The 25040-nt window shown below is 47.4% G+C and carries 26 protein-coding genes, 1 rRNA gene and 1 pseudogene; 9 read left to right on the top strand and 19 right to left on the bottom strand.

Going from position 1 to position 25040, the window contains the following annotated elements; genetic code table 11:
• Positions 1–215: 215 nt before the first annotated feature.
• A 16S ribosomal RNA gene (locus tag U2H13_RS04515) occupies positions 216–1765 on the bottom strand.
• A 230-nt stretch (positions 1766–1995) separates the two neighbouring features.
• Entirely contained in the window at positions 1996–2880 is an 885-nt protein-coding gene (locus tag U2H13_RS04510) for a nucleotidyltransferase-like protein (RefSeq protein WP_014417244.1), read from the bottom strand.
• 202 nt (positions 2881–3082) lie between these two features.
• Here U2H13_RS04510 and U2H13_RS04505 point away from each other — a divergent pair, with 202 nt between their 5' ends.
• On the top strand, positions 3083–3436 hold the full coding sequence (locus tag U2H13_RS04505; RefSeq protein ID WP_007408568.1) for a YgzB family protein: 354 nt from the start codon (positions 3083–3085) through the stop codon (positions 3434–3436).
• A gap of 34 nt (positions 3437–3470) precedes the next feature.
• Here U2H13_RS04505 and perR read toward each other — a convergent pair whose 3' ends face one another.
• On the bottom strand, positions 3471–3908 hold the full coding sequence (gene perR / locus U2H13_RS04500; RefSeq protein WP_003155465.1) for a peroxide-responsive transcriptional repressor PerR: 438 nt from the start codon (positions 3906–3908) through the stop codon (positions 3471–3473).
• A gap of 124 nt (positions 3909–4032) precedes the next feature.
• On the bottom strand, positions 4033–4506 hold the full coding sequence (gene bcp / locus U2H13_RS04495) for a thioredoxin-dependent thiol peroxidase (protein ID WP_003155466.1): 474 nt from the start codon (positions 4504–4506) through the stop codon (positions 4033–4035).
• A 157-nt stretch (positions 4507–4663) separates the two neighbouring features.
• On the opposite strand from bcp, the gene U2H13_RS04490 reads away from it, so the two are divergent.
• The gene (locus U2H13_RS04490; RefSeq protein WP_007408567.1) at positions 4664–5953 is read left to right on the top strand and encodes a glutamate-1-semialdehyde 2,1-aminomutase; all 1290 of its coding nucleotides are present in this window, start codon (positions 4664–4666) and stop codon (positions 5951–5953) included.
• A 209-nt stretch (positions 5954–6162) separates the two neighbouring features.
• On the top strand, positions 6163–7227 hold the full coding sequence (locus U2H13_RS04485) for an aromatic acid exporter family protein (RefSeq protein ID WP_007610190.1): 1065 nt from the start codon (positions 6163–6165) through the stop codon (positions 7225–7227).
• A gap of 79 nt (positions 7228–7306) precedes the next feature.
• Here U2H13_RS04485 and U2H13_RS04480 read toward each other — a convergent pair whose 3' ends face one another.
• From U2H13_RS04480 to fabL, 5 genes and pseudogenes are all read right to left on the bottom strand, one after another.
• A complete protein-coding gene (locus tag U2H13_RS04480) occupies positions 7307–9049 on the bottom strand; it encodes an ABC transporter ATP-binding protein (protein WP_014417243.1) in 1743 nt (580 codons plus the stop codon).
• Between the two features lie 82 nt (positions 9050–9131).
• Positions 9132–9662: a DUF402 domain-containing protein gene (locus tag U2H13_RS04475; protein WP_003155475.1), complete on the bottom strand. Its 531-nt coding sequence runs from the start codon at positions 9660–9662 to the stop codon at positions 9132–9134.
• Positions 9663–9797: 135 nt separating this feature from the next.
• On the bottom strand, positions 9798–10064 hold the full coding sequence (locus tag U2H13_RS04470) for a YgaB family protein (protein WP_003155476.1): 267 nt from the start codon (positions 10062–10064) through the stop codon (positions 9798–9800).
• Between the two features lie 160 nt (positions 10065–10224).
• A pseudogene (locus tag U2H13_RS04465) lies at positions 10225–10377 on the bottom strand (gamma-type small acid-soluble spore protein); the annotation flags it as partial.
• Between the two features lie 83 nt (positions 10378–10460).
• Positions 10461–11213, bottom strand: a complete 753-nt coding sequence (fabL, locus tag U2H13_RS04460) for an enoyl-[acyl-carrier-protein] reductase FabL (protein ID WP_017419158.1) — start codon at positions 11211–11213, stop codon at positions 10461–10463.
• Between the two features lie 81 nt (positions 11214–11294).
• Between fabL and U2H13_RS04455 the strand changes: the two genes are divergently transcribed.
• Positions 11295–11519 carry a hypothetical protein gene (locus U2H13_RS04455; RefSeq protein WP_013351495.1) on the top strand — a complete coding sequence of 75 codons (225 nt, stop codon included), beginning with the start codon at positions 11295–11297 and terminating at the stop codon, positions 11517–11519.
• 6 nt (positions 11520–11525) lie between these two features.
• On the opposite strand, the gene mutY is transcribed toward U2H13_RS04455, so the two are convergent.
• Positions 11526–12623: an A/G-specific adenine glycosylase gene (mutY, locus tag U2H13_RS04450; protein ID WP_022552792.1), complete on the bottom strand. Its 1098-nt coding sequence runs from the start codon at positions 12621–12623 to the stop codon at positions 11526–11528.
• Between the two features lie 225 nt (positions 12624–12848).
• Here mutY and U2H13_RS04445 point away from each other — a divergent pair, with 225 nt between their 5' ends.
• On the top strand, positions 12849–13832 hold the full coding sequence (locus U2H13_RS04445) for a metal-dependent hydrolase (protein WP_022552791.1): 984 nt from the start codon (positions 12849–12851) through the stop codon (positions 13830–13832).
• Here U2H13_RS04445 and U2H13_RS04440 read toward each other — a convergent pair.
• The 6 genes from U2H13_RS04440 to U2H13_RS04415 form a co-directional block, all read right to left on the bottom strand.
• Positions 13829–16414, bottom strand: coding sequence for a YfhO family protein (locus U2H13_RS04440; protein WP_100261660.1), 2586 nt, complete (start codon positions 16412–16414; stop codon positions 13829–13831). The two genes, U2H13_RS04445 and U2H13_RS04440, sit on opposite strands and share 4 nt — an antisense overlap.
• 36 nt (positions 16415–16450) lie before the next feature.
• Positions 16451–17431, bottom strand: coding sequence for a glycosyltransferase family 2 protein (locus U2H13_RS04435; RefSeq protein WP_003155484.1), 981 nt, complete (start codon positions 17429–17431; stop codon positions 16451–16453).
• 210 nt (positions 17432–17641) lie between these two features.
• A complete protein-coding gene (locus tag U2H13_RS04430) occupies positions 17642–18502 on the bottom strand; it encodes an alpha/beta fold hydrolase (protein ID WP_022552789.1) in 861 nt (286 codons plus the stop codon).
• The gene (locus U2H13_RS04425; RefSeq protein WP_017419152.1) at positions 18495–18830 is read right to left on the bottom strand and encodes an SdpI family protein; all 336 of its coding nucleotides are present in this window, start codon (positions 18828–18830) and stop codon (positions 18495–18497) included. The genes U2H13_RS04430 and U2H13_RS04425 overlap by 8 nt, the downstream gene beginning before the upstream one ends.
• 85 nt (positions 18831–18915) lie before the next feature.
• The gene (locus U2H13_RS04420) at positions 18916–19443 is read right to left on the bottom strand and encodes an SH3 domain-containing protein (RefSeq protein WP_376700693.1); all 528 of its coding nucleotides are present in this window, start codon (positions 19441–19443) and stop codon (positions 18916–18918) included.
• A 131-nt stretch (positions 19444–19574) separates the two neighbouring features.
• Positions 19575–19844, bottom strand: coding sequence for a YfhJ family protein (locus tag U2H13_RS04415; RefSeq protein WP_003155492.1), 270 nt, complete (start codon positions 19842–19844; stop codon positions 19575–19577).
• A gap of 123 nt (positions 19845–19967) precedes the next feature.
• Between U2H13_RS04415 and U2H13_RS04410 the strand changes: the two genes are divergently transcribed.
• From U2H13_RS04410 to U2H13_RS04400, 3 genes are all read left to right on the top strand, one after another.
• Positions 19968–20120: a small, acid-soluble spore protein K gene (locus U2H13_RS04410; protein WP_003155495.1), complete on the top strand. Its 153-nt coding sequence runs from the start codon at positions 19968–19970 to the stop codon at positions 20118–20120.
• A 144-nt stretch (positions 20121–20264) separates the two neighbouring features.
• Positions 20265–21176: a serine protease gene (locus U2H13_RS04405; protein ID WP_029973980.1), complete on the top strand. Its 912-nt coding sequence runs from the start codon at positions 20265–20267 to the stop codon at positions 21174–21176.
• Positions 21139–21528 carry a DUF2606 family protein gene (locus tag U2H13_RS04400; RefSeq protein WP_061861286.1) on the top strand — a complete coding sequence of 130 codons (390 nt, stop codon included), beginning with the start codon at positions 21139–21141 and terminating at the stop codon, positions 21526–21528. Before U2H13_RS04405 ends, U2H13_RS04400 begins: the two co-directional genes overlap by 38 nt.
• A gap of 39 nt (positions 21529–21567) precedes the next feature.
• On the opposite strand, the gene U2H13_RS04395 is transcribed toward U2H13_RS04400, so the two are convergent.
• The 3 genes from U2H13_RS04395 to recX form a co-directional block, all read right to left on the bottom strand.
• Positions 21568–22761: an MFS transporter gene (locus tag U2H13_RS04395; RefSeq protein ID WP_376700803.1), complete on the bottom strand. Its 1194-nt coding sequence runs from the start codon at positions 22759–22761 to the stop codon at positions 21568–21570.
• 146 nt (positions 22762–22907) lie between these two features.
• The gene (locus U2H13_RS04390) at positions 22908–23219 is read right to left on the bottom strand and encodes a YfhH family protein (RefSeq protein WP_025650230.1); all 312 of its coding nucleotides are present in this window, start codon (positions 23217–23219) and stop codon (positions 22908–22910) included.
• 6 nt (positions 23220–23225) lie between these two features.
• Positions 23226–24017 carry a recombination regulator RecX gene (recX, locus tag U2H13_RS04385; protein ID WP_376700691.1) on the bottom strand — a complete coding sequence of 264 codons (792 nt, stop codon included), beginning with the start codon at positions 24015–24017 and terminating at the stop codon, positions 23226–23228.
• A gap of 91 nt (positions 24018–24108) precedes the next feature.
• Here recX and U2H13_RS04380 point away from each other — a divergent pair, with 91 nt between their 5' ends.
• Entirely contained in the window at positions 24109–25008 is a 900-nt protein-coding gene (locus U2H13_RS04380) for a TIGR01777 family oxidoreductase (protein ID WP_376700690.1), read from the top strand.
• Positions 25009–25040: the final 32 nt, after the last annotated feature.

Below are 25040 nucleotides of genomic sequence, written 5' to 3'. Positions count from 1 at the left end.
GTGATATCTTGTATTACTAATTGAATGTGAATTACTTCTGTTATCTAGTTTTCAAAGAACAACGCATAGGACATGCTAACACATGCGTTGCCACAGGAAGTGGCGCATTTAGCAGGTGTTCCTATGTTTTGAAGGAATGATCCTTCAAAACTAAACAAGACAGGGAACGTTCTGTTTATAAGACCCAAGGTCTTATATTCCGTTAAAATCCTTAGAAAGGAGGTGATCCAGCCGCACCTTCCGATACGGCTACCTTGTTACGACTTCACCCCAATCATCTGTCCCACCTTCGGCGGCTGGCTCCTAAAAGGTTACCTCACCGACTTCGGGTGTTACAAACTCTCGTGGTGTGACGGGCGGTGTGTACAAGGCCCGGGAACGTATTCACCGCGGCATGCTGATCCGCGATTACTAGCGATTCCAGCTTCACGCAGTCGAGTTGCAGACTGCGATCCGAACTGAGAACAGATTTGTGGGATTGGCTTAACCTCGCGGTTTCGCTGCCCTTTGTTCTGTCCATTGTAGCACGTGTGTAGCCCAGGTCATAAGGGGCATGATGATTTGACGTCATCCCCACCTTCCTCCGGTTTGTCACCGGCAGTCACCTTAGAGTGCCCAACTGAATGCTGGCAACTAAGATCAAGGGTTGCGCTCGTTGCGGGACTTAACCCAACATCTCACGACACGAGCTGACGACAACCATGCACCACCTGTCACTCTGCCCCCGAAGGGGACGTCCTATCTCTAGGATTGTCAGAGGATGTCAAGACCTGGTAAGGTTCTTCGCGTTGCTTCGAATTAAACCACATGCTCCACCGCTTGTGCGGGCCCCCGTCAATTCCTTTGAGTTTCAGTCTTGCGACCGTACTCCCCAGGCGGAGTGCTTAATGCGTTAGCTGCAGCACTAAGGGGCGGAAACCCCCTAACACTTAGCACTCATCGTTTACGGCGTGGACTACCAGGGTATCTAATCCTGTTCGCTCCCCACGCTTTCGCTCCTCAGCGTCAGTTACAGACCAGAGAGTCGCCTTCGCCACTGGTGTTCCTCCACATCTCTACGCATTTCACCGCTACACGTGGAATTCCACTCTCCTCTTCTGCACTCAAGTTCCCCAGTTTCCAATGACCCTCCCCGGTTGAGCCGGGGGCTTTCACATCAGACTTAAGAAACCGCCTGCGAGCCCTTTACGCCCAATAATTCCGGACAACGCTTGCCACCTACGTATTACCGCGGCTGCTGGCACGTAGTTAGCCGTGGCTTTCTGGTTAGGTACCGTCAAGGTGCCGCCCTATTTGAACGGCACTTGTTCTTCCCTAACAACAGAGCTTTACGATCCGAAAACCTTCATCACTCACGCGGCGTTGCTCCGTCAGACTTTCGTCCATTGCGGAAGATTCCCTACTGCTGCCTCCCGTAGGAGTCTGGGCCGTGTCTCAGTCCCAGTGTGGCCGATCACCCTCTCAGGTCGGCTACGCATCGTCGCCTTGGTGAGCCGTTACCTCACCAACTAGCTAATGCGCCGCGGGTCCATCTGTAAGTGGTAGCCGAAGCCACCTTTTATGTCTGAACCATGCGGTTCAAACAACCATCCGGTATTAGCCCCGGTTTCCCGGAGTTATCCCAGTCTTACAGGCAGGTTACCCACGTGTTACTCACCCGTCCGCCGCTAACATCAGGGAGCAAGCTCCCATCTGTCCGCTCGACTTGCATGTATTAGGCACGCCGCCAGCGTTCGTCCTGAGCCAGGATCAAACTCTCCGATAAAGTAGTTTGACTGACTACGCACATCGCTGTGCGATTTATTTAAAACTTTGAATTAACAGGTACGTTTTGTCTTGTTTAGTTTTCAAAGATCATCTCAACCTCATCTCGAGGCGACTTTTTCAGTATAACATTCCAGCAAGTTGCTGTCAAATGTTTTTTTTGTTTTTATTTCTCCGCCGCTGTGAGCTTTTTGTTGAAGCGCATCAGCGACGTTTAATAATATACCATGCCTATGATTCAGCGTCAACACTTTTTTTGAAAGAATATCCTCGATGATATACTTCCTGCCCTTTGGTCTCTATTTGAGATACTTCAACAAAGCCTTTTTCCGTCAGGTAATCAAGCATGACACCAAGATCTTGGGTGAAGTGCAGCAGTTCAGGGTGCTGCAGCAATTCTCCAAACTGCCACATTTCTTTTTCTTTCATCACTTGAAAAAGGTGCGCAGAACCGATTTCAGCTTTTGAATGGATGAGAAAATCATTTGCTAAGAATAATAATTCGAGCCTTTTCTCCAAACTTTCGTGACTCTCGACAAGTTCGGAATATAGCTTATATACCTGCGGCTCAATGTGACGGACCTGGTTCCAGACTGTCGTTTCGGGATAAAACCCCCGGTCAATCACTTCTATGCGGGCCAAGTGGTGAAGAGCATGCACTACCGCATAATATGCATCCAGAAAATGATCAGCTTCAAAAAACGCTTTTCCTTCTACAAATCTTCTGATCAGCTTGCCGTATTCCATTCCGATCTTTAATTTCCGCTCGGCGAAAGGAAAAGTGCTGAGCCGGTCATTGAGTTCAGATATATATTCATTGCGGTCAAACAGCACTTTGCCGTTGATGATCCAATCTATGACTCTTCTATTTGTCCCAAGCAGAATCCATTCCTGAAGCAGAGCATCCGTTACAATATGTAAAGAAGCGGTTTTTTGTTCGAATTCATAATGCTTTATAAAAAGAGGTTCATCAGCCTGTTTGACAATGACAAGCATGACCGCATCAAAGTTATCCGTGATGGATGATGCTTTACTCCTTCTCTCAATCATAAGGACGGCCAGCGTATCGGGATGACTTGCTCTTTCTTGGTAAATTGGACGGAGAAGATTGTCCATTACGATTCCTCCAATGCGATTGTTTCACTAGCTATTGTTTCTACATTTCTATGATAAAACATGAAAGTCCTTTTTTCTAAACACATTGCACTATTATAACAAATTTCCTTTCAGGTGCCATATTTATTCTTCCCTTTTCTTACGAAAACATGAAGAATATGCCATCTGTTTTGTGCTATAGTTAAACGAGAGGGGGATGGACATGGCGAAATACTCAAGCAAAATTAATAAGATCAGAACGTTTGCGTTAAGTTTGGTTTTCGTTGGGTTTATCATTATGTACATCGGGCTGTTCTTTAAGCAGTCTGTTTTGCTTGCCAGCTTGTTTATGATTCTCGGCCTGCTGTCGATCGGGCTCAGCACCGCCGTTTATTTTTGGATCGGCATGCTGTCCACAAAAGCGGTCCGGGTGATGTGCCCCGCTTGCGAGAAAGAAACGAAGATTCTGGGCAGAGTGGATATGTGCATGCATTGCAGAGAGCCGCTTACATTGGATAAAGGATTGGAAGGCAAAGCGTTCGATGAGTCTTATAACAGAAAAAACAGTGTAAAATAAACGAAGCTGACCGTATCAAAGCGGTCAGCTTCGTTTAGTGGTTTTCTTTTTTGGAACATTCTTGGCAGACGCCGTAAATCTCCAAACGGTGGTGGCTTACCTTAAACCCCGTGACGTGAGCCGCAAGCTGTTCCACTTCGTCAAGCCCGGGATAATGGAAGTCTACGATTTTTCCGCAACTTTCACAAATGGCGTGATAATGGTCAGAGGTGACAAAGTCAAATCTGCTGGACGCATCTCCGTACGTCAGTTCCTTTACAAGCCCCGCTTCCCGGAATACACGCAAATTGTTATACACTGTCGCAACACTCATATTAGGGAATTTCCCTTCCAAGGCTTTATATATATCGTCCGCTGTCGGATGTGCCATAGAATCCACGAGATATTCCAGAATGGCATGACGTTGAGGAGTAATCCGGACTCCCGTATCCTTCAACGTGTCTAAGGCTTCTTTTAATTCATGTGCAGCCATCCGTCATGCACCTCTCTTCTAAAAAAGATTCTTACTTTATAATGTTTATAATTAGTGTACATCTTTTTCCGGTCTCCTGTCAAATGTAATCTGAAGAAAACCCCGTGAGTTCAGCATTTGTCCATTAATTAGACGCAATTTGTTCCAATTCGCGAAGCGCCTCGGCAACGTGATCTTTCACTTTTACCTTTCTCCACTCCTTCACAAGACGGCCTTCTTTGTCTAACAAAAAAGTAGATCGCTCGATACCCATATATTCTTTCCCAAAATTCTTCTTCAGCTTCCACACATCAAAAGCTTCCGCCAGTTTGTGCTCATCGTCAACGAGGAGCTGGAAAGGAAGATCGTGTTTTTGCTTAAATTTTTCATGTTTATCACGGCTGTCAGGGCTTACTCCGATGATAACCGCATCAAGTCCCGCGAAACTTTCGTGCTGATCACGGAAATCACATGCTTCCGTCGTGCATCCGGGTGTCATGTCTTTCGGATAAAAATAGAGAACGACGTACTTCCCTTTAAAATCCGTCAATGCTACTTCTTCCCCGCTGTCATTCACTAATTTCATATCCGGTGCTGTTTGTCCGATTTCAATCGTCATTTCTTATACCTCCGGGTTTTTTATTAAGCGTATCCAATTCACGTTAAGATTACAACCGTTATCCTCCCGCTCTTTTCTGGAAGCATGAACCGTTGTGCTTGCAATGAAGCATGCTACAATAGAACATGATGTAAGGAGATATTAGGAGGGTCATTTTTTGTATACAAAATCAGTTGAACTTCATAAGGAAGCGTTAGAGCATATCGTCGGAGGCGTGAACAGCCCGTCCAGATCCTATAAAGCGGTAGGCGGCGGTTCACCCGTTGCGATGGAAAAAGCGAACGGCGCTTATTTCTGGGATGTAGACGGGAATCAGTATATCGATTATTTAGCGGCTTACGGCCCGATTATTACCGGACATGCCCATCCGCATATTACTGAAGCGATTAAAACAGCGGCTGAAAACGGCGTGCTGTACGGGACGCCGACCAAACATGAGGTCACTTTCGCCAAAATGCTGAAGGAGGCCATTCCTTCACTTGATAAAGTACGATTCGTAAACTCAGGCACTGAGGCGGTGATGACAACGATCCGGGTTGCACGCGCTTATACAGGCCGGACAAAAATCATTAAATTCGCCGGCTGCTATCACGGCCATTCTGATCTCGTACTTGTCGCTGCGGGTTCCGGTCCGTCTACGCTCGGCACCCCTGATTCCGCCGGCGTGCCGAAAAGCATCGCCAATGAGGTGATTACCGTTCCTTTCAATGACATTGAAAGCTACAAAGCCGCGCTGGATAAATGGGGTTCGGAAATTGCAGCGGTTCTCGTCGAGCCGATCGTCGGCAACTTCGGCATCGTTGAACCTGAAGAAGGATTTTTAGAACAGGTAAATGAATTGACCCATAAAGCGGGCGCGCTCGTCATTTATGATGAAGTGATCACGGCGTTCCGTTTTATGTACGGAGGCGCGCAGGATCTTCTTCAAGTGAAGCCTGATTTAACGGCGCTCGGTAAAATTATCGGGGGCGGCTTGCCGATCGGCGCTTACGGAGGCAAAAAAGAGATCATGGAGCAGGTTGCTCCGCTCGGCCCGGCATATCAAGCCGGTACGATGGCCGGAAACCCGGCATCTATCCTATCTGGCATCGCCTGCCTGGAAGTGCTGAAGGAAGAAGGCGTTTATGAGCGGCTTGATGAGCTCGGCGCCAGACTTGAGCAAGGCATTCTCGCCCATGCGGAGACACACGGCATTACCATCACCGTCAACCGTTTAAAAGGCGCGCTCACGGTTTACTTCACTGATGAAAAGATCGTCAATTACGAGCAGGCGGAAAATACGGACGGAGAAGCATTCGCCAAGTTCTTCAAGCTGATGCTTGAGCGCGGCATCAATCTCGCTCCATCGAAGTATGAAGCTTGGTTTATCACAACCGCACATACTGAAGAGGATATCGACGCCACTTTACAAGCCGTTGAAGATGCGTTCAGACATATGAAAAAATAACTGCTGAAACAAGCGGGAGCCCGGGGCTTCCGCTTTTTCTTTTTGTCCGATTTGTGAGATAATGGTTTTTTCAAAAAAAGACCTTGAATAATTGGTATGATCCCTGTATATTACTTTATTGTTTAGCAAATCAGCCGACAGGGAAATGTAAGTGTCAGCCGTTCGTTCGGCACATAATTTATTAGAGAAAGGAATGCACGCACAAACCAATGAAACTTGGTGCCCGCATTTTTAAAACAGGGATTGCGATTACGCTCGCGCTCTACTTAGCATCATGGATCGGACTTCCGTCGCCGATCTTTGCCGGGATTGCAGCTATATTTGCCATACAGCCCTCTATTTACAGGTCTTTTCTTATCATTATTGATCAGGTTCAGGCAAATATCATCGGCGCTGTCATCGCTACGGCATTCGGACTGATTTTCGGACCGAGTCCGATTATGATCGGATTGACCGCAGTGATTGTCATCACGATCATGTTAAAACTGAAAATTGAACACACCATTTCGATTGCGCTCGTGACGGTTATCGCGATTTTAGAAACACCGGGAAACAGCTTCCTGACGTTCGCTCTGATACGAACAAGCACCGTTATTTTAGGCGTGCTGTCTTCTTTTATTGTGAACCTTGTGTTTCTTCCGCCGAAATACGAAACTAAGCTGACTCATCATACGGTTGAATATACCGATGAGATCATGAAATGGATCAGGCTGACGATGCGCCAGTCCACGGAACACTCGATATTGAAAGAGGATATTGAGAAGCTGAAAGAAAAGATGATGAAGCTTGATCATACGTACCTTCTTTATAAAGAGGAGAGAAGCTACTTTAAGAAAACGACGTATGTAAAGTCGCGCAAGCTTGTTTTATTCAGACAGGCGATTATTACGGCGAATCGGGCGCTTGATACGCTGAAAAAGCTGCACCGCTATGAAAACGAGATTTATCATATGCCGGAGGAATTTCAGGAGACGCTGACAGAAGAAATTGATTATCTGCTTCATTGGCACGAAAGGATTCTGATGCGGACGGTCGGCAAGATCAAGCCGCATGATGACGATGCTGAAGAAAGCATAAGATATAAACAGCTTTTGACGAAGTCTTTCTTGAAAAATCAGCAGAACTGCGAGGATGAACTGCTTGATTACAATATGCTCAGCATTATGGCTGCGGTTGCGGAATACCGCGAGCAGCTGGAGCATCTCGATACATTAATTACGAGTTTTCAGACATACCACCCGAAAGACAGCGAATTAGAAACAGACGAAGAGTAACCCGGTGCTTCCGTAAAACCGGGTTTTTTTGCATTCAAAAAAACTTATGCCGCCCATTCGGACGGCATAAGTTTTTGTATCAGTTCAAATTCTGAATCGTAAATAAGTGTCTGTACTGGCCGCCTTGGGCCATTAATTCCTCGTGCGTGCCGGTTTCGACGACGGCGCCGTTTTCCATGACGACAATTTTATCCGCATGCGTAATCGTGGACAGCCTGTGGGCGACGATAAAAGTCGTCCGGTTTTTCGCAAGCTTTTCCATCGCTTCCTGAATGTAGTGTTCACTTTCAAGATCAAGAGCCGATGTCGCTTCATCCAAGATTAACAGCGGCGGATTTTTTAAGAATACACGCGCGATAGAAATCCGCTGTTTCTGCCCGCCTGACAATTTGACGCCCCGTTCGCCGACTTTGGTTTCGTAGCCTTCGGGGAAGTTCATAATAAATTCATGGGCATTTGCCGCTTTCGCTGCCGCAACCACCTCATCCAGAGACGCTCCCGGTTTACCGATGGCGATATTTTCACGAATTGTCTCACTGAACAGAAACGTATCCTGAAGCACCATTCCGACTTGATTGCGGAGGCTTCTCGCTTCATAATCGCGAATATCTGTGCCGTCAATCAGCAGGCTGCCGCCGGATACATCATAAAAACGCGGTATGAGGCTGACAAGCGTCGATTTTCCGCCGCCGCTCATCCCGACGAGCGCGACGGTTTCCCCTTTTGTCACCTTTAAGGAAACGTCCTGCAAAATCGTTTCTTTTCCTTCCTCATAACGGAACGAGACATTTCGGAATTCAACTTCGCCCTTAATGCCGTCAGCTTTTACTGCATTCGGTTTATCAGTCAGTTCATACGGCTCGTCGATAAATTCAAATATGCGGTCCATCGAAGCGATCGACTGGGTCAGCGTCGTCGATGAGTTGATCAATCTTCTGACCGGATTGTACATTCTGTCAATGTAGCCGACGAACGCAACCATCGTCCCTACCGTCAGGGGACCGTTTATGACAAAATAACCCGCAAACGCGATAACAAGCAGCGGCGCCAAATCCGTAATGGTATTCACGACTGCAAACGTTTTTGCGTTCCAATTCGTATGACGGATCGCTCTGTCCAGAAAATGTCCGTTTTTTTCATCAAAATTGGCTTGTTCATAATCTTCAATGGCAAAACTTCTGATAACGGGCATCCCCTGAACTCTTTCGTGCAAATGTCCCTGAACTTGGGCGAGTGCCTGAGAACGCTCACGTGTCAGTTTTCGGAGGCGGCCGTAAAAGTATTTCACTGAAATTCCGTATAACGGAAACAAAATGACAGATATCAATGTCAGCTTGACATCGAGTGTAAACATAATACAGATGACGATCAGCACCGTCATCATATCAAGCCAGATATTCATCAGTCCCGTTATGACAAAGTCTTTTGTCTGTTCGACATCATTTATCACCCGGGAAATGACTTCGCCCGTTCTCGTGTTGGCATAAAACCTCAGGCTCAATTTTTGAATATGATCAAACAATACCCCCCTGATATCGTAGAGCACCCGGCTGCCCGTCCATTGCGCGAAGTATTGCCGATAGTACTCTACCGGGGGGCGCAGAATTAAAAACAGCACGAACATGATACCCATTATCGTAAATAGCGATGATGTTTTAGCGCTTGCCGTTCCGCTCCCTTGAATAATGTCATCGACCACGTATTTTAACAGAAGCGGGAGAGCCAGCGGGATGGAGAATTTTATGATGCCGATTAACACTGTGATAAAAATTTGTTTTTTATAAGGTTTTACAAATTGCATATAGCGTCTGATTACGCCCACACTTTATCCCCCTCTCTCTTTAAGGCGTGTGAGCCCATGTGAAAAACCTGTTGACACCCCAACAGGTTTTTTATTGTATTCTTTATTTTGTATAGCGCAGATACCGTTCATACCACATATCAACAAATTCCGGAGCAAACGGTCCTTTCCGCTGATGAATCCAGTGCAGCAGCGTATTCAGATACTCCTTCAGAATGCTGTCGATCTCTTTAGGGTAATTCATTGATTTGCGGTGGTCATCGTATTCATCCTCGTCAAGAATGTTATACGTCATATCCGGAAACACCTTGACATCCAAATCGTAATCAATATATTTGATGGCCTCTCCGTCATAAGCGAACGGCGAGCTGATGTTGCAATAATAGTGTACCCCGTCATCTCTCAGCATTCCGATGACGTTAAACCACTGACGGGCATGAAAGTAGCAGATCGCCGGCTCTCTCGTCACCCACGTCCGTCCGTCGGATTCCGTCACCATTGTCCGGTCGTTGGCTCCGATGATACACAATTCCGTACTTTTTAAAATCGTCGTTTCATTCCAAATTCGATGAAGCAGCCCGTTATGCTTATAGCTGTGAATTTGAATGGTTTCTCCTTCCTTGGGATATCCCATATTTCTCCCCTACTTTCTGTAAAGCCCTGCAGTCAATGCAGCCGCAATTGCTTTCCGACAAGTCTTTTCACTATTATAACGTTACGAATTAAAAAATGAAAATAAAAGAACCACTCCGCTTCCGGAATGGCACATTCATTTCTGCACATAGGAAGACGGCTTTTCCGTGCTGCGATAAGACTGGATGACTTGCTCTGTCTGCCTTTGGAATAACTCCTGTATGCCGGCCAGGTCTTTTCGCTTTGTCGCAATTTCGTCCTGTACATTGTCCAGCTTTGCATCTCTTTCCAGACTGATGAGTTCCGCTTCCACCTGCCGGCAGCGGTCAAGTTCTGACTGCAGCTCGAGAAGCTGATCCATGATTTTCATCTGTTCACTTACAAGCTTTTCAAACTCTGACATCGGGTTCCTCCTTAGGCTTTTAGGTTGATACTCCTTACCATTTCGATTTTCCGCTGGAAAACCCTTTGACTCATTCTGTAGAGGAATCACAAGTTTTGTCGTTTCGGCAACAGAAAAAAGCACTTCCATCCGAAGATGAAGTGCTTTTTCGTTTCAGTGATTAGCTGTTTTGCTGTTTGTTTTGTTCAGCAGATTGGTTTTGCTTTCTAACCTGCTGCGCATCAGTTTCACTGCCGAATTCAGTGCCGAATTGACCCTGACCGGAAGCTGATTGCTGGTTTTGTCTTTTCACCTGCTGAACGTCTGTTTTGCTGAATTTTGAGTTTGCCATTGTTATCACCTCCACGCACTATAGAATGCGCAGGAGACGATAAGGCTATTCATCTTTTTTAAAACTTATACGAGCAGAGAGCGTCCGCCGTCAATTATGATGGTCTGACCGCGGATCATGTCCGCTTTTGAAGAAACTAAAAACTCCACCGTATCGATCATATCTTTAATTTCGACCATTCTGCCGGCCGGCGTATTTTGGCGGGCATCTTCCAGCAGTTCATCTCTGTTAGGGAAATGCTTCAGCGCGTCCGTATCAATCGCTCCGCCTGACACCGCGTTTACGATGATATTTTTCGGAGACAGCTCAACCGCCAGATAACGGGTTAACGATTCTAAAGCGGCTTTTGAGACACCGACCGTCGTATAGTTTTCAAGATAGCGGATGCTGCCGAGCGAGCTGATGCTGACGATGTGGCCGCCTCCGTTTTTCTCCATCATCTTTGCCGCTTCCTGGGCGCAGAAAAGCAATGCTTTCGCATTGATATTCATCGTCCAGTCCCAGTGTGTTTCTTCGAGTTCCATAACCGGTCTCAGCACGCCTGAAGCCGCATTATTGACGAACACGTCCAGTCTGCCGAATGTTTCGTCAATCTGGCGGAACATGTCTTTGATTTTTGCCGGCTGGCCGACATTGGCTTTAATGACGAGCGTTTTAACGCCGAGTTTTTCAATTTCTTCGGCGGTTTCTAATGCCGCTTTTTTACTGCGGGCGTAATTGATGACGATGTTGTATCCTTTTTCCGCGAGTCTGATGGCGGCTGCTTTCCCGACGCCGCGGCTGCTTCCCGTGACCAGTGCGCATTTATTTTGTTCCATTTTTCCTCAGCTCCTTGCTGTGTATAGTTCTTTTCATTCAACAAACAATAAAAGCAATATGTGTTGAAAGGGGTCTTTTATATGTATGTCGGACGTGATATGGGCGAATTGGCCATGATGCCCAAAAAAGATTGGAAAGATTCAGAGCTCGCCTATTTCCATCATGCCTTCCAGCAAATTATGCCGTATTTAAACGAAGAAGGCCAGTCCAAATACCGGGAACTGATTCAGGAAATCGAAGCCCGCGGCGGACTGAAACGGAATGAAGCGGATTACGGCCACGGCACTCGCGTCAGCTATGACTGACGCTTTTTACAGGCGGCCGCTTTCTTCCGCCATTTTCCATATCTTTTGATGGGAAACGGGAAATGCGTATTCCTCGAGCTCCTCTTTTGTGACCCGTATGAATTCCGTTGTATCCGACACTTGTTTTACTTTACCGAAAAAGACCGAAATATTCCAGACGAGATGGGTGAAAACATGCTCTACGATGCCTTCCAGCTCCCCGATTTCAGCGGTTGTTCCCATCTCTTTTTCTAAATAGGTTTCAAGCTGCTCTCTCTCGGTTTTGATTCCTTTCTGGGTTTCGGTATTCGGAAACTCCCACAAGTTGGCGAGCAAGCCTTTTGGCGGCCGTTTATGAATATAGACATCGCCTTGATCGTCTGTCAGCACAACGGCTGCCATTGTTTTTATTCCGGGCTTTTTCTTTTTGCTTTTAACGGGCAGCTCCCGCTCTGTCCCTTCCGCAAATGCCGAACAGTGCTTTTGTACGGGGCAAAGCAGGCAGGACGGCGATTTCGGGGTGCAGATGATCGCGCCGAGCTCCATTAAACCCTGATTGAATTCAGATGGTTTTTCATGAGAAATGAAAGCGGATACCGCCTGTTCGAAAATAGTTCTCGTTTTAGGTTTTGCGATATCGTCCCATATGGAAAGAATTCTCGACATGACACGCATCACATTGCCGTCTACGGCGGGAATCGGTTTGTTGTATGCGATGCTGAGCACGGCGCCTTTTGTATAAGGGCCGACGCCTTTCAGTCCGCCAAATTCCTTTTCCTCGGCAGGGACGACTCCCCCGTACCGCTCATGCACTTCTTTTACGGCACTTTGCAGATTTCTTACACGGGAGTAATAACCTAGCCCTTCCCAGGCTTTGAGCACTTTTTCCTCATCGGCTTCCGCGAGCGCCGAAACGGTCGGAAATTGCTCAACAAACCGCCGGAAATAAGGAATGACGGTTTCTACGCGCGTCTGCTGCAGCATCACCTCTGATACCCACACCCGATACGGGTCCTGATTTTCTCTCCACGGCAGAATTCTCTGTTCTCTTTCGAACCATGTAATTAAGTCCTCGCGAAATTTGTCTATATCTTTTTGTTTCATTTTTTCTTCAAGTGCGTTCATATCTTCTCCTCAGATGTTTCGGGTTCCGCTTTTCTTGACACCGTATTTTGGTGTAAACTTAGGGCACGTTACGATAATATGTTACATTAAATAGTGATAAAGAAAAAGCGGAAACATATGAGAACGGCGGATAAACGCCATGATTGGGCAAACAGAAAATGGGGAATATCTTATAATGCGAAATATGCGGGCGACTGATTTTTAACGCCTGCTAGGAGGTCAACAATGGATACTGGCACTCACGTTGTCATGGGTATCGCGCTTGGCGGAATCGCAACTCTTGATCCTGCCGTCGGCATGCACACCCCCATGTCTCAGGCAGTTATGATCGCCGCTCTTGCCGGCTCTCAGGCACCTGATATTGATACCATATTGAAGCTGAAAAATAATGCCGTTTATATTCGAAATCATAGAGGGTTCACGCACTCCATTCCCGCCGTTTTATTTTGGTCCGTTCTGATTCCGGGTATTTTGTTTATGTTTTATCCGGAAGCGAACTTTTTGCACCTGTGGCTGTGGACGCTTCTCGCTGTCGTTTTGCATGTGTTTGTTGACATTTTTAACGCGTACGGCACGCAGGCCATCCGCCCGTTTTCGAGAAAATGGATCGCTCTCGGTTTAATCAATACCTTTGATCCGTTTATTTTCGTCAGCCATTTGGCCGCGATTGCCGTGTGGTATCTCGGAGGTCATCCGGGCGTGACATTTCTGATGCTTTATATCATCCTCGCAGGATATTACGCCGTCCGGTTTTTGATGCAGCTGCGGATAAAGCGAAGGCTGCGCGAGATGATTGAAGAGGAGATTGAAACCATCATTATTTCGCCGACGATGAAATTCAGGCAGTGGCGTATCGCCGTGACAACGGCGCATGCCTTTTATGTCGGCAGAAGCCTTGACGGCCATGTCGTGATATTGGATACATTCAACCGCGTGCCCGTTCCGGAAACCGATGTGATGAAGGCCGCGAAACAGGACGAAAATATTGCGGCCTTTCTTTCCTTTTCCCCTGTTTACAGGTGGGAGGTCGATACCTTTAAAGATCATTATGAGGTGCGCTTTATTGATTTGCGCTACCGGAGCAAAGGCCACTATCCTTTTGTCGCCATCGTCCACCTCAGTCATGATTTAGAGCTTCTCTCTTCTTACACGGGCTGGATTTTCAGCGAGGAAAAACTGCAGAAAAAATTAAAGCTCGGCTCTGTTTAAGAGCCGGGCTTTTTTTGTCTTCTCACATATATAGCGGCAAACACGAGGCTGATCACCGATAGAGCGGCCGCGGGTTTAAAAAACGGCGGGTAATACGTTAATTGAATATCGTTTTTTCCTTTTTGCGCTTTAAATCCGATAAAGGAATAATCCGCTTTTTCAATCTGCTCTTTTCTGCCGTTTATCTTCAGCTCCCAGCCTTTTTCATATGGAATCGGAAGCATGATATACGGCGCGCGGGTTTTGTTATCATACGAGATATGAAGCGTATTTCCGCGCCAGCTGAGATCGGCCGGCGGTTCTTTTTCCGCTTTTCGGTATGCGCTTTTCAGCGTATCGTACCGTTCTTCATAAAGCGCCAGTCTGTCAAGCTGATACGATCCTTTCGGCAGACGGATTTGGATGTTTTTTGTTTTCGGCACTCTCACAGTAAGATCGTTGACACCTGTTTTGTAAATGGATTGATTCGATTTTCTCGTTGTCGTGTAATCGTTCACTTTTAATGTAAAGCCCTGGTCCTTCGCTTTATTCTTCAAATAAAAGCTGACGTAATAATCGCCGCCGTCCATCTTAGCGGCTTGCGGCTTAATGATCAGGCCGCCGCCGTCTTCGTTTACCGTCAGGATGCCGTTATGATAATCGCCATGTTCGGCCGCTACCTCTGCATGGCGGATCATATTTTTCGCCTCAGGCGCTTTTTTCGTGTTGGTTGTGCTTGATTCCGTGACGATCCCGTCAAGCATTGCCCGTTCCCTGGCAAGGGCGGGCGCTTTTTTCAGACCGCCCTCGTTATATACGCGATCGGCTGTCCGTACGAACGGAAGCATATATTGATTTTGATAAACCGCATAATGGGATGATTCCATGATTTTTTTGAACCCGTACGGCACGCCGGCCTCGTTTGCTTTTTCCGTCATATAATATTTTCCGTAAAGCAGGCTGTATAAATTAGCCCTGTTTCCTAATGTCGCATAGCGGCTGACGCTTTCTCTGCCCATGTCAATCCGGAGGTCGTTCCAGTAAAAGGACAGCAGATTGCGGTTCAGTATGCTTGAGTATACGCTGAATCCGTTGAATCCGTATATGATCGGGGTGTTATTGAAAACACCGTTCATCCAATCTAAACGGGCAAACGGATCAGGGTCTTTTGCTTTCAGACGCTGAATGAGCTCTGATTGCTCTTTGCCTTTATAGTCAGCACCCGTCATAAATGTATGCGATACCGTATAAATCTTCCCGCCTTCTGATAAAGCATATTTTTCATATGTATTAGCCGTAAGCACCGCCGTAAGCAAAATGACGGCATAGACGGCGGGCACCGCGCCTTTCAGTCTTGTCTTTGCTGCGAAGAAAGCGGCTATGGTCAGCACCAGAAGAAGAATGACGGGCAGATTGGCGTGATCAGAAATATCCAGACTGTACCGCCTCACCTGGCTCCAATAGAGCAGAACGACGAGTACGGCGGACATCAGCATACTCTTCATGCTGATGTCTGAAAGCTTAGAAAGCCCGGCTGAAACCGTTCCGGCAATCGTGAAGCACAGGACGTATTCAAACCTGTTCTGCGGAGCTGAAAAGCCGTTAAAGGCACTTGCCGCGAACGGGCTGAAGTGAAACACAATATACAGCAGACTGATTCCCGCAAACAGCCGGAACAAGCGGTTTTTGTATAAAGAAAATGTAAATAGAAAGAGCAAAAAAGCCGCCGGCAGGATGATAATCCGGCTTGAAAATAAAATGTTGTCGGAAAAATCAAGCCATGCAATATGCTCTGAATACGGCGGCCGCAGATTATGAAGGTATCCGTATACGACAGGAATAAAGGAAACTGCGCTTATGCCGAACCCGAGAAGACCCGACAGAATAAATATCCTGCATTGAGTGAGTCTTTTCGCCTCATTGCCTTCAAGGGGGATCACCCACCTGAATAAGATATAAATGCCGATGAAAATCAAATTAATATACGCAAAATAAAAGTTGTTGATCAATGTCAGCGCACAGGCGAAGATAAACCACGCCGGCTTTTTTTCCCTGATGATTTTTTCCGCGCCGAGCACGAGCAGCGGCAGCCACACCATACTGTCAGTGAAAAAGTCCCAATATACCTCATGCCGGAAGTAGATAATCGAGACCCCGTACAACACGGCGCCGGCAAAAGCAGGCACCGTCCGTTTGACGAAATAACGGAACACACACGCCGCCGTGAATATGATAAAACTCTGCTTGGCGATGCTGATAAAAACGGAGGCCTGCGCCCAGAACAGCGCATCAGCCTCGCCCGTCAGCTGAATAAGCTGCAAAAAGCGGACAGCGGCGGAGATAAACAGGAATAGAAAAGAAGTAGAGAAATAATAGCCGAGCTGACTGTACACTCCCCCGCCCAGTCCGAACGAATAGCTGTAAAACAGCCTGCCGTTCATATATTGATCAAACAGCAGCTTTTTGAAGACCGCCATTTGGGCGATCCCGTCTCCAGACCCCGTCATATAGCGGCCTGCCGACCACTCTTTTAAGAAAAAAATATGAGCGGCTGCCGCAGCCAGCACACAGGCTGCCGGCAAGATCCATTTATTTTTTTTCATACAACGTCCCCAGACCCTGCGCACAGCGGCGGCTGTTTAATGGTTCCACTTGCGCTTTTTTGTATAATTCGTTTCATTTTGTTCTCCATACGTTATATTCGCTTCTTTAATTAAGTAGTGCGGGCGTTTTTTTGTTTCATAGTAAATCCGGCCGATGTATTCTCCGATGATGCCGAGACTCAAAAGCTGGATGCCCCCTAAAAACAGCACGGCGGAAATAATGGTGAAGTATCCGGGTACGGACACGCCGTGTGTCAGAATATGAACAAAGGTCGTTACAATATAAACCATCGACAGAAGCAATATCAGAATACCGGTGAAAAAGCACACCCTCAGGGGCTTGTTGTTGAAGGAGACGACACCGTCCATTCCGTAGTTGAACAGATTGCTGAATGACCATTTGGACGTGCCGTTCTTCCTTTCGACATTTTCATAAAATACGATTTTCTGGTCAAACCCGATCCAGCAGAACAGCCCTTTCGAGAAACGGTTCCCTTCACTCAGCTTCAAAAGGGCATCAACGGCCTGCCGGCTCAGCAGGCGGAAATCTCCGACCCCGTCACGCAGGTCCACTTCGACGGCTTTGTTGATAAATTTATAATACAGGGAAGAAAGCACGGAACGCACGGGGCTGTCCCCTTTTCGGTTGCGCTGCGCGATGACTTGGTCATACCCTTCTTCATAGCCTTGAATGAAGTCTTTCAGCAGATGGGTCGGATGCTGCAGATCGGCGTCCATCACGATTACCGCTTCGCCCTGCACGTGTTCAAATCCTGCCAAAATGGCCGCTTCTTTCCCAAAGTTGCGGGAAAAAGATATGTATTTGACGCGATGGTTTCTGGCGGCCAGTTCTTTAATCTGCTGAAGGGTGTCATCCGCGCTTCCGTCATTGATGTAGAAAATTTCATAGTCATAATGAATCGTCTGAAACTCTTTTTTTAAAGATTCATGGATGAGCTTGACATTGTTCCCTTCATTGTAAGACGGAATAATAATTGAGATTAACCTTTGTTTCATGAAGGCACCTTCTTTGTATTATTCTTTTTTTAGGACGTCCTTAAAGGAATTGTCCGCAAAACTTCAGTAAGGCTTTTCCTTTTTTTAATGACGTTTAAACCCTTTTTTTGTTACAAGGAAAGAAAATTTTTTCTGCATATGGTTTATATTTTGTCATGTTTTTCGGCAGATATGAGAAAAAAAAGAAAAAGTCTGTACGCGGGACAGACTTTATTGCTGAAGGTATTCGTGAATCAAATGGCTGACGATGCGCGGTTTTTCGTGAATGACCCAATGTGAGGCATCGTCTATAAAGATTAAGTCGCCGTTTGGAATCATCCGTTTTGTTTCCTTGGCAAGCTTTTTGCTCAGCGCGCGGTCATTGACGCCCCATATTAATCGGTACGGAACGGGCATTTTAAGCGGAACGGCAGGGCCTAAACCGCCGGCTCTGATCGCCCGGTACCAGTTCAGCATCGCCGTGAGCGCTCCTTTTCTGCCCCATGCTTCTTTGTAGCTGCCGATATCTTCCCGTGAAAAAAGCGCCGGGCGTTCGGATAAGCCGATCGCGTGATCCAATACGCGGTAATCGTCTTCAGACAATCTCCGTTCCGGCTTTTCCGGAAGCTGAAAGAACGCGATATAAGAGCTTTTCTTCCACTGCGGCGGGTAGAACGGTGTGACCTTCCGCATAACCGCCGGATGCGGGATATTGACCGTGATCAATTTTTCAACGTATTGCGGCCGCGTGGATGCCAAATGCCAGGCCACGGCTCCTCCCCAATCGTGGCCGATGACGACGGCTTTGTCATCTGTAAAATGCGTGATCAGCCCGATAATGTCGTCTCTGAGCGTATCAATGGTATAGTTTTCAATGCCCTCCGGTTTGTCACTGAGATTATAGCCGCGCTGATCAGGCACGACAACATGATATCCGGCATCCGCCAGCGGTTTGATCTGGCTCTTCCAGCCGTACCAGAATTCCGGAAACCCGTGCAGCAGCACCGCCAAAGGACCGTCTTTCGGACCGGCTGAAGCCGTGTGCAGCGTCACTCCGTTTGTTTCGATCATGTGAAACGTAATGTCATTCATCGATTCTCCTCCCCGTTTGTTTCAATCTTCTTTCTGTTAAGACGATGATCAGTACGCTGATCGCAATCAACAATACGGCCTGAACGATCAGGGCGAACGGCTGAGTCAGCCGGATAAGCAGGCTGCCCGCAAATCCAGCTGCCGCCGAAATAAGGCCGAACAAAATCATGAGGAGCGCACTGAATCGATTTCCTTCTCTCCACTGCGACTCATCCGCCATAGAGCGCTTCGTCCGATATCCGTACAGGCTGTTGATCGACTTCGGCGGAAAAAATGTGACTAAAATGCCGGCTGCAGCCATCAGAAGGCCGCCGATCACCATTATCATATCCCTCACTCTCCTTTTCATCTTTTACGAAAGGAAAGGCGGAAGGTTTCAGAAAAAAAGCAGGCTCATTCGCCTGCCTGAATCTTTATTTTTGAGTTAAGTCGGCCGTTTTCACATAACCTGCTTTCCCGCCGTATGTGATGTACGCCCATTTACGGTCAAACCCTCCGTCATGGCTGAACCCCCAGCCGAGCACATTGACGGTTTCACCCGCTTTAACGGACCCTTTTTTGCAGGTTTCCAAAGTCGGCGTATAAAAAGCGGTTTGTTTCGCCGTCACCGCCTTCATCGGCTGCTTCATCAGAAAATGTGTGGAGATATAGGCTTTGTGACCTTTGTAGTCAATCTCAGCCCAATCTGCTCCTTGAAGCCGTTTAACCTTTACAGAATCCTCTGAACGAAGCGTGCCGATAATCGGCCCTTGTTTATTTGGTTCTTTGCGGACGTTAAGTTCTCCTGCTTTCACGATATATGTATCTGCTGCGGTGTCTATTTTTGTCTGGTGAACTGCTGCGGCATTCGCTGCCGGATCGAAAAAAACGGTGCCTGCGGCTAAAAATAAGCAAAGTCCTGCGGCCGGAATAAATGCGGTTAACCCCTTTTTCATGTTCATTGTGGTTCCTCCCCGCTATTTTATAAGTTATTACACATTTCCACATTCCGCGGGTCGTCAAACATGATTTTCCCATTTCTTTTATCAAAAGAAAAAACCGCCGGACGATATCCGGCGGGCGCACTGCTATGTTAATGCAGGAGACCCCTGCTTTGATCCAAATAATGAGAAACGTCTTCCCGAACGCTCTGGAACATATGGAGCTTGCTGCCGTATGATTCGATCCATTCCTTGACGACGCGTTCCGTCATTTGCTCTCCTTGATACGGGCGGCCGGCTTTTGCGTAAGTCGCTTCGAAATCTCCCCATAAAAGCTCAACCCAAGTTCGCGCTTGCAAATAGCTGAGCATGTCATTTTTCTCAAGCAGCAAATTCGTCAGTTTGTCGATATATGTATTCATGTCTCTGTCTCCTTTCCTTGGGAAAACCTGCTGCTTTTACGCAGCTTGTCACAGGCATATACTAACTTTACGTCTTCAGTCCAGAAGGCGCAACCTTTTGATATTGGCCGAGGGGGAAAACAAATGGTCCGGAACAAGGCAAAAGGATTTCCTAATCAGAACAATAATAAGTTTGAAGGCGAACCGCGGGCAAAGGATGACTACGCTTCTAAACGGGCGGACGGTTCAATTAATTCGCACCCGCAAGAGCGCATGAGAGCTTCAGGCAGACGATAACACACACCGTAAGAGACCGGGAATGATCCGGTCTCTTTTTTGCGGAGAAAAACATTCTTTTGAGGTCATAACGCTAAATAAATTCCATAATATGTTAAATGTTCAACCGAAAGCCGGTAGACAAAAAAGGAGGGGTTTTATAAAATGAAGACAGTTTCAAAACGATTGCTGAGCCTTACCGCATTCTTACTGTCAGTTTCATTATTTGCTGTTTCAGCAGAAGCAGAGGGCAGTCCGCAGACATCTGTATCAAACAGCGGTGAGGAGTTTGACGCACATCTGAATCAGCCTGTACAAACAACACAGACATCCCCCGCTTATGAAGGAACGGGCCTCACCAAAAGACAGCTTGCACAAAACAGCAAAGCTGACATCAAGTCATTAAAGCCTTCCAGTATTATTGGGACAGACGAACGAATCAGAATTTCTCCTACAACATCATTTCCATATCGCGCGACAGCACAGCTGACCGTTACATACAGCGGCAGCACAAGCACTTACGGATGCACCGGTTTTTTTGTCAATGCCGACACGATCGTTACGGCGGGACATTGCGTGTATGATCAGAAAAACGGCTGGGCATCGAAAATTACGGCAGCTCCCGGCCGCAACGGGTCATCGTACCCGTACGGCTCTTATTCAGGCAAGACATTCTACAGCGTCAAAGGGTGGACAGAAAACGGTGACACAAACTACGACTACGGCGCAATCAAAGTAAACGGGTCGCCCGGGAATACTGTCGGCTGGTACGGCTACCGGACGACCAACAGTTCCAGTCCGGCCGGGCTTTCCTCAACCGTGACAGGGTATCCGTGCGACAAAGTGTCCGGTTCCATGTGGTCGGACAGCAAGCCGATACGTTCTGCCGAGACATATAAACTCACCTACACGACAGATACGTTCGGCTGCCAGAGCGGATCGCCCGTTTACCGCAATTACAGCGACACCGGCCAGACCGCCATTGCCATTCATACAAACGGCGGGTCGTCTTATAATCTGGGAACAAGGGTGACAAACAGTGTATTCGACAACATTCAATATTGGTCAAATCAATAAAGCTTTTGTTTTCTTGCTCGCCGCGGCCGTTTTATGCGGATGCGGCAAAGCGGATGATTCCGCCGACAAAAAAGCACTGCCCGTTACGCTCCATGTTGAGGATGCAGACGGTTCACCGGCGGCCGGTGTGACGGTCACCGTGATGAAAGCGGCGGAGTCAGATCATCAGCCGAATATAGACCGCGGAGAGATAATAGGCAAGACTGATCACCACGGCGATATTGCATGGAAAAGCGGCGCGAAAGGAACCTATGCCGTCGTTTTTGAAAAAGACGGGGTACCGGAAACCCGGAATATTTCCTTAGCTGAGAGTGATAAACATACGGTGATCAGCATTACATTGAAACACTGAAAAAAGCTTGCAGGCGGAATATCCCCTGCAAGCTTTTTGTTATCCTTTATGCACTTGGTATTCATAAACATCTTTCTTCTCAGACAGATGAGCGAACGTGGAAAGCACAAGGCCGAGAGCCGTCATCAGCGCACCGCCGGCAAACAGCCATGAGTAAGATCCCGTTCCCCCGAGAATCAATCCGCCGATCCAGGCGCCGAGCGCGTTTGCCAGGTTAAAGGCGGAAACGCTCACCGCAGCGGCGATTGTCGTGCCGTTTTCAGAGGAAGAAATAACCTTGGTCTGCAAAAGCGGCGGCGTGCCGAACGCACATGCGCCGAACAAAAATGTCACTGAAACGGCGGCGGCGGGAAAGACAGCGATATAAGGGAAAATCGCCAAGACGCCGATCAAGCCGATCATCACACCGATCATCGTGCGCGTCAGCAGTTTGAGCGGCACTTTCCCCGCGAAGAAATTCCCCGCCACTCCGCCGAGACCGTAGGCAAATAACGCGCCTGTGATGCCGACTGTGCCGAACCCCGCTGAATCTCTTAAAATCGGCTCAATAAACGTGTAAGCGATAAATACGCCTGAGTAGCCGAGAATGGTGATCGCAAAGGAAAAAATCACTTGTTTATGCTTAAAGACACTCCATTCATTCATCAGCATCGGAATCACTTTCGGTTTTCGGTTCGGTACAACCAGCATCAGGCCGATCAGCCCGATCAGGCCTAAAACGGAAATAATGAAAAAGACGGCCCGCCAGTTAAGGGCATCCCCTAAATAAGAGCCGAACGGAACGCCGAGCATCAGCGCCACGGTTAATCCGCCGTTCATGGAAGCCGCGGCGGCGGAACGTTTTTCAGGCGGCACCATTTCACTCGCAAACACCATGGCGATCGCAAAAAAGGCTCCGTGAATGGATGCGGATAAAATTCTGGAAATCGCCAGCACGGCGAAGTTCGGCGCAAAGACGCTCATCAGGTTGGCAAGGACGAAGATGCCCATCAACCCTAGCAGCACCGGCTTTCTCGGCAGCTTAACCGCGATAATGGTTACGATCGGACCCGTCAGGCAGACGCTTGCCGCGTACGCCGTAACAAGCATGCCCGCTGAAGATACATGTATATGAAAGTCATCGGCAATCGACGTCAGAATACCCATGACAGCATATTCCGTATACCCGATGGAAAATGTGCAAATCATTAAAACAAAAATCATTAATTTCACAGATGGCTGTTTCATTTTGATATTCAACGCAAATCGCCTCCTTTTTATTAAAAAACAACGAATTCCATCTTAAAAGATATCAAAAATGAATTCAATCATTTTTTACTGAAAGGTTGAAACGAATGTGCCCGAAAAGAAAAAGAGGCCGAAACCGGCCTCTTTTGTTATTATTTTTCTTTTAAAACGGAAATCGGCAGTGCTTCTTCCCCGTCAGACGGGGAAGATCTGTGTCCCCAGGCGAATACGCCGTTGATGTAATCAATGCGGAAAGTGTCATCAGAACCTTCTATCTGATACACCCCGCCGGGCCGAAAGTCTTCCGGGTTCAGCATGTAAGCTTTGGCCATCGTCATTTTCCGTTCAAGCACGGCCAGTTCATTTACAATGCCCATCTGTTCCGCTTTACGCGCTTTTTCCGTCAGTCCCGCAATTTCTGTCTGTAGTTCATGAGGCGTCATTTGACTGTATCGTTTGTCCATTTCAGTTTACTCCTCTTCCTGCAAGAATTGATCAATATCGTCAATCGAGAATCCTTTTCTGAATAAGTACTGTTTGACCTTCATTCCGCTTTCATAGCTGCCGTCATAGCGGTATTTCCTGATCGCTTTTTCCGCATGAGCCGTCAGAGCTTCCATCTCGGCTTCATCATCATTTTCATACTCCGTCTGCTCCAGAGCGGCATTGATGACGTCGAAAGGGAAACCTTTTCGCTGAAGCTGCATCTGCGCCCGCTGTCTGATCTCTTTTGTGGACAGCTTTTTGTCTTTTTTGAGGATTTTTCCGATATGTTTCAGCGCTTCTTGTATCTGCTCATCAAATGTAAACGCGCTGAGCGTCTCCTTGATGGTATCGTCGTCTATTCCTTTCGCTTTCAGCTCGCGGAACAGGACGTCAGGCCCTTTGCCGTTTGTTTTTTTGTGGGTGCTCGCATAGGCTTCGGCAAATTCTTTGTCATTTAAGTAGCGGTAATCGTACAGTTTATGGATGACTTCAGAAATGACCATGTCCGGTGTTTCTTTTTTCTTCAGATGATCCCGGACTTCTTTTTCAGAGCGCATCCGGTATGATAAAAATTCTACGGCGCGGTTAAAGGCTTTTTTTACGTCATCACCGTGCTGGATTTCAAGAATGTCAAGCTCGTCAAGTTCTTTCCCTTTTTTCAGGTCAAAACGCACAAGCACGTCGGCGTCGACGCTGAATGCATATTTCTCATCAAGAAAGATGTTGAAGCGCTCGGTATTTTTCTTTTGGGTCGATATTTTTGTAATAAACGGCATCCCGGTCTCCTTTCCCGCCCCGATGTTCAGGCGTTTTTCTTTTTGGCAAATGAGGTACAGTATATGTATCAACGTGTAAGGAGAGATGGATATGAATATCGCGATGACAGGCGGCACTGGTTTTCTGGGCCGGCATCTGACAGGTGTGTTTACCCGCCGGGGACATCATGTCTATATTTTATCAAGAAAACAGAGAGAAACCGAACAAAAAAATGTGACATATGTTCAATGGCTGGCCGAAAACGCGGCGCCTGAGCGCGAGCTTCCCCCTATTGATGTATGGGTGAACCTCGCAGGCAAATCCATCTTTGACCGCTGGACGGACACAACGAAAGAACAAATCATCTCAAGCCGGGTAGAAGCGACGAGAGAAGTCAGACGGATTATGAAGCAGCAGCCGAAAAAACCCCGGGCTTTGATTCAGGCCAGCGCCGTCGGCATTTACGGCACAAGCACAGAGAAAACATTCACCGAACAGTCCGATACGTCAAATGAAGACTTTCTCAGTCATACGGCTCATATGTGGGAACGTGAAGGCCAGAAAATTGAAGCGCTCGGCATCCGGACGGTATATGCCAGATTCGGGGTGATGCTCGGTGAAAAAGGCGCCCTGCCGCTCATGGTTCTCCCTTATAAGCTGTTAGCCGGCGGCACCATCGGCTCTGGACGGCAATGGCTGTCATGGGTTCATGTGGATGACGCCGCGGAACTTATTGCTTTTGCGGCGGAGCATGATGACTTGTCCGGTCCCATGAATGTGACATCGCCGAACCCCGTAGAAATGAAGCAATTCGGAAAGACGATCGCAGGCGTCCTGCACCGCCCCCATTGGATTCCCGTACCGGAACTTTTTCTGGAGAAGGCCTTGGGAGAAATGAGCCTGCTGATCGTAAAAGGCCAGCGCGCCCTGCCTAAGCAGGCGCTGACATCCGGTTTTCAATTTACGTATGGAGAGCTTGATTTCGCTTTAAAGGATCTCTTATCTGCATAAAAACGGAAATAAAAGCCAATCCTATTGGTATT

The organism is Bacillus sp. A1, from assembly GCF_042296235.1.
In the GTDB taxonomy this organism is placed as follows: domain Bacteria; phylum Bacillota; class Bacilli; order Bacillales; family Bacillaceae; genus Bacillus; species Bacillus velezensis.
The sequence above is the reverse complement of the archived record's forward strand: the minus strand, read 5'-3'. Positions and strand labels throughout refer to the sequence as shown.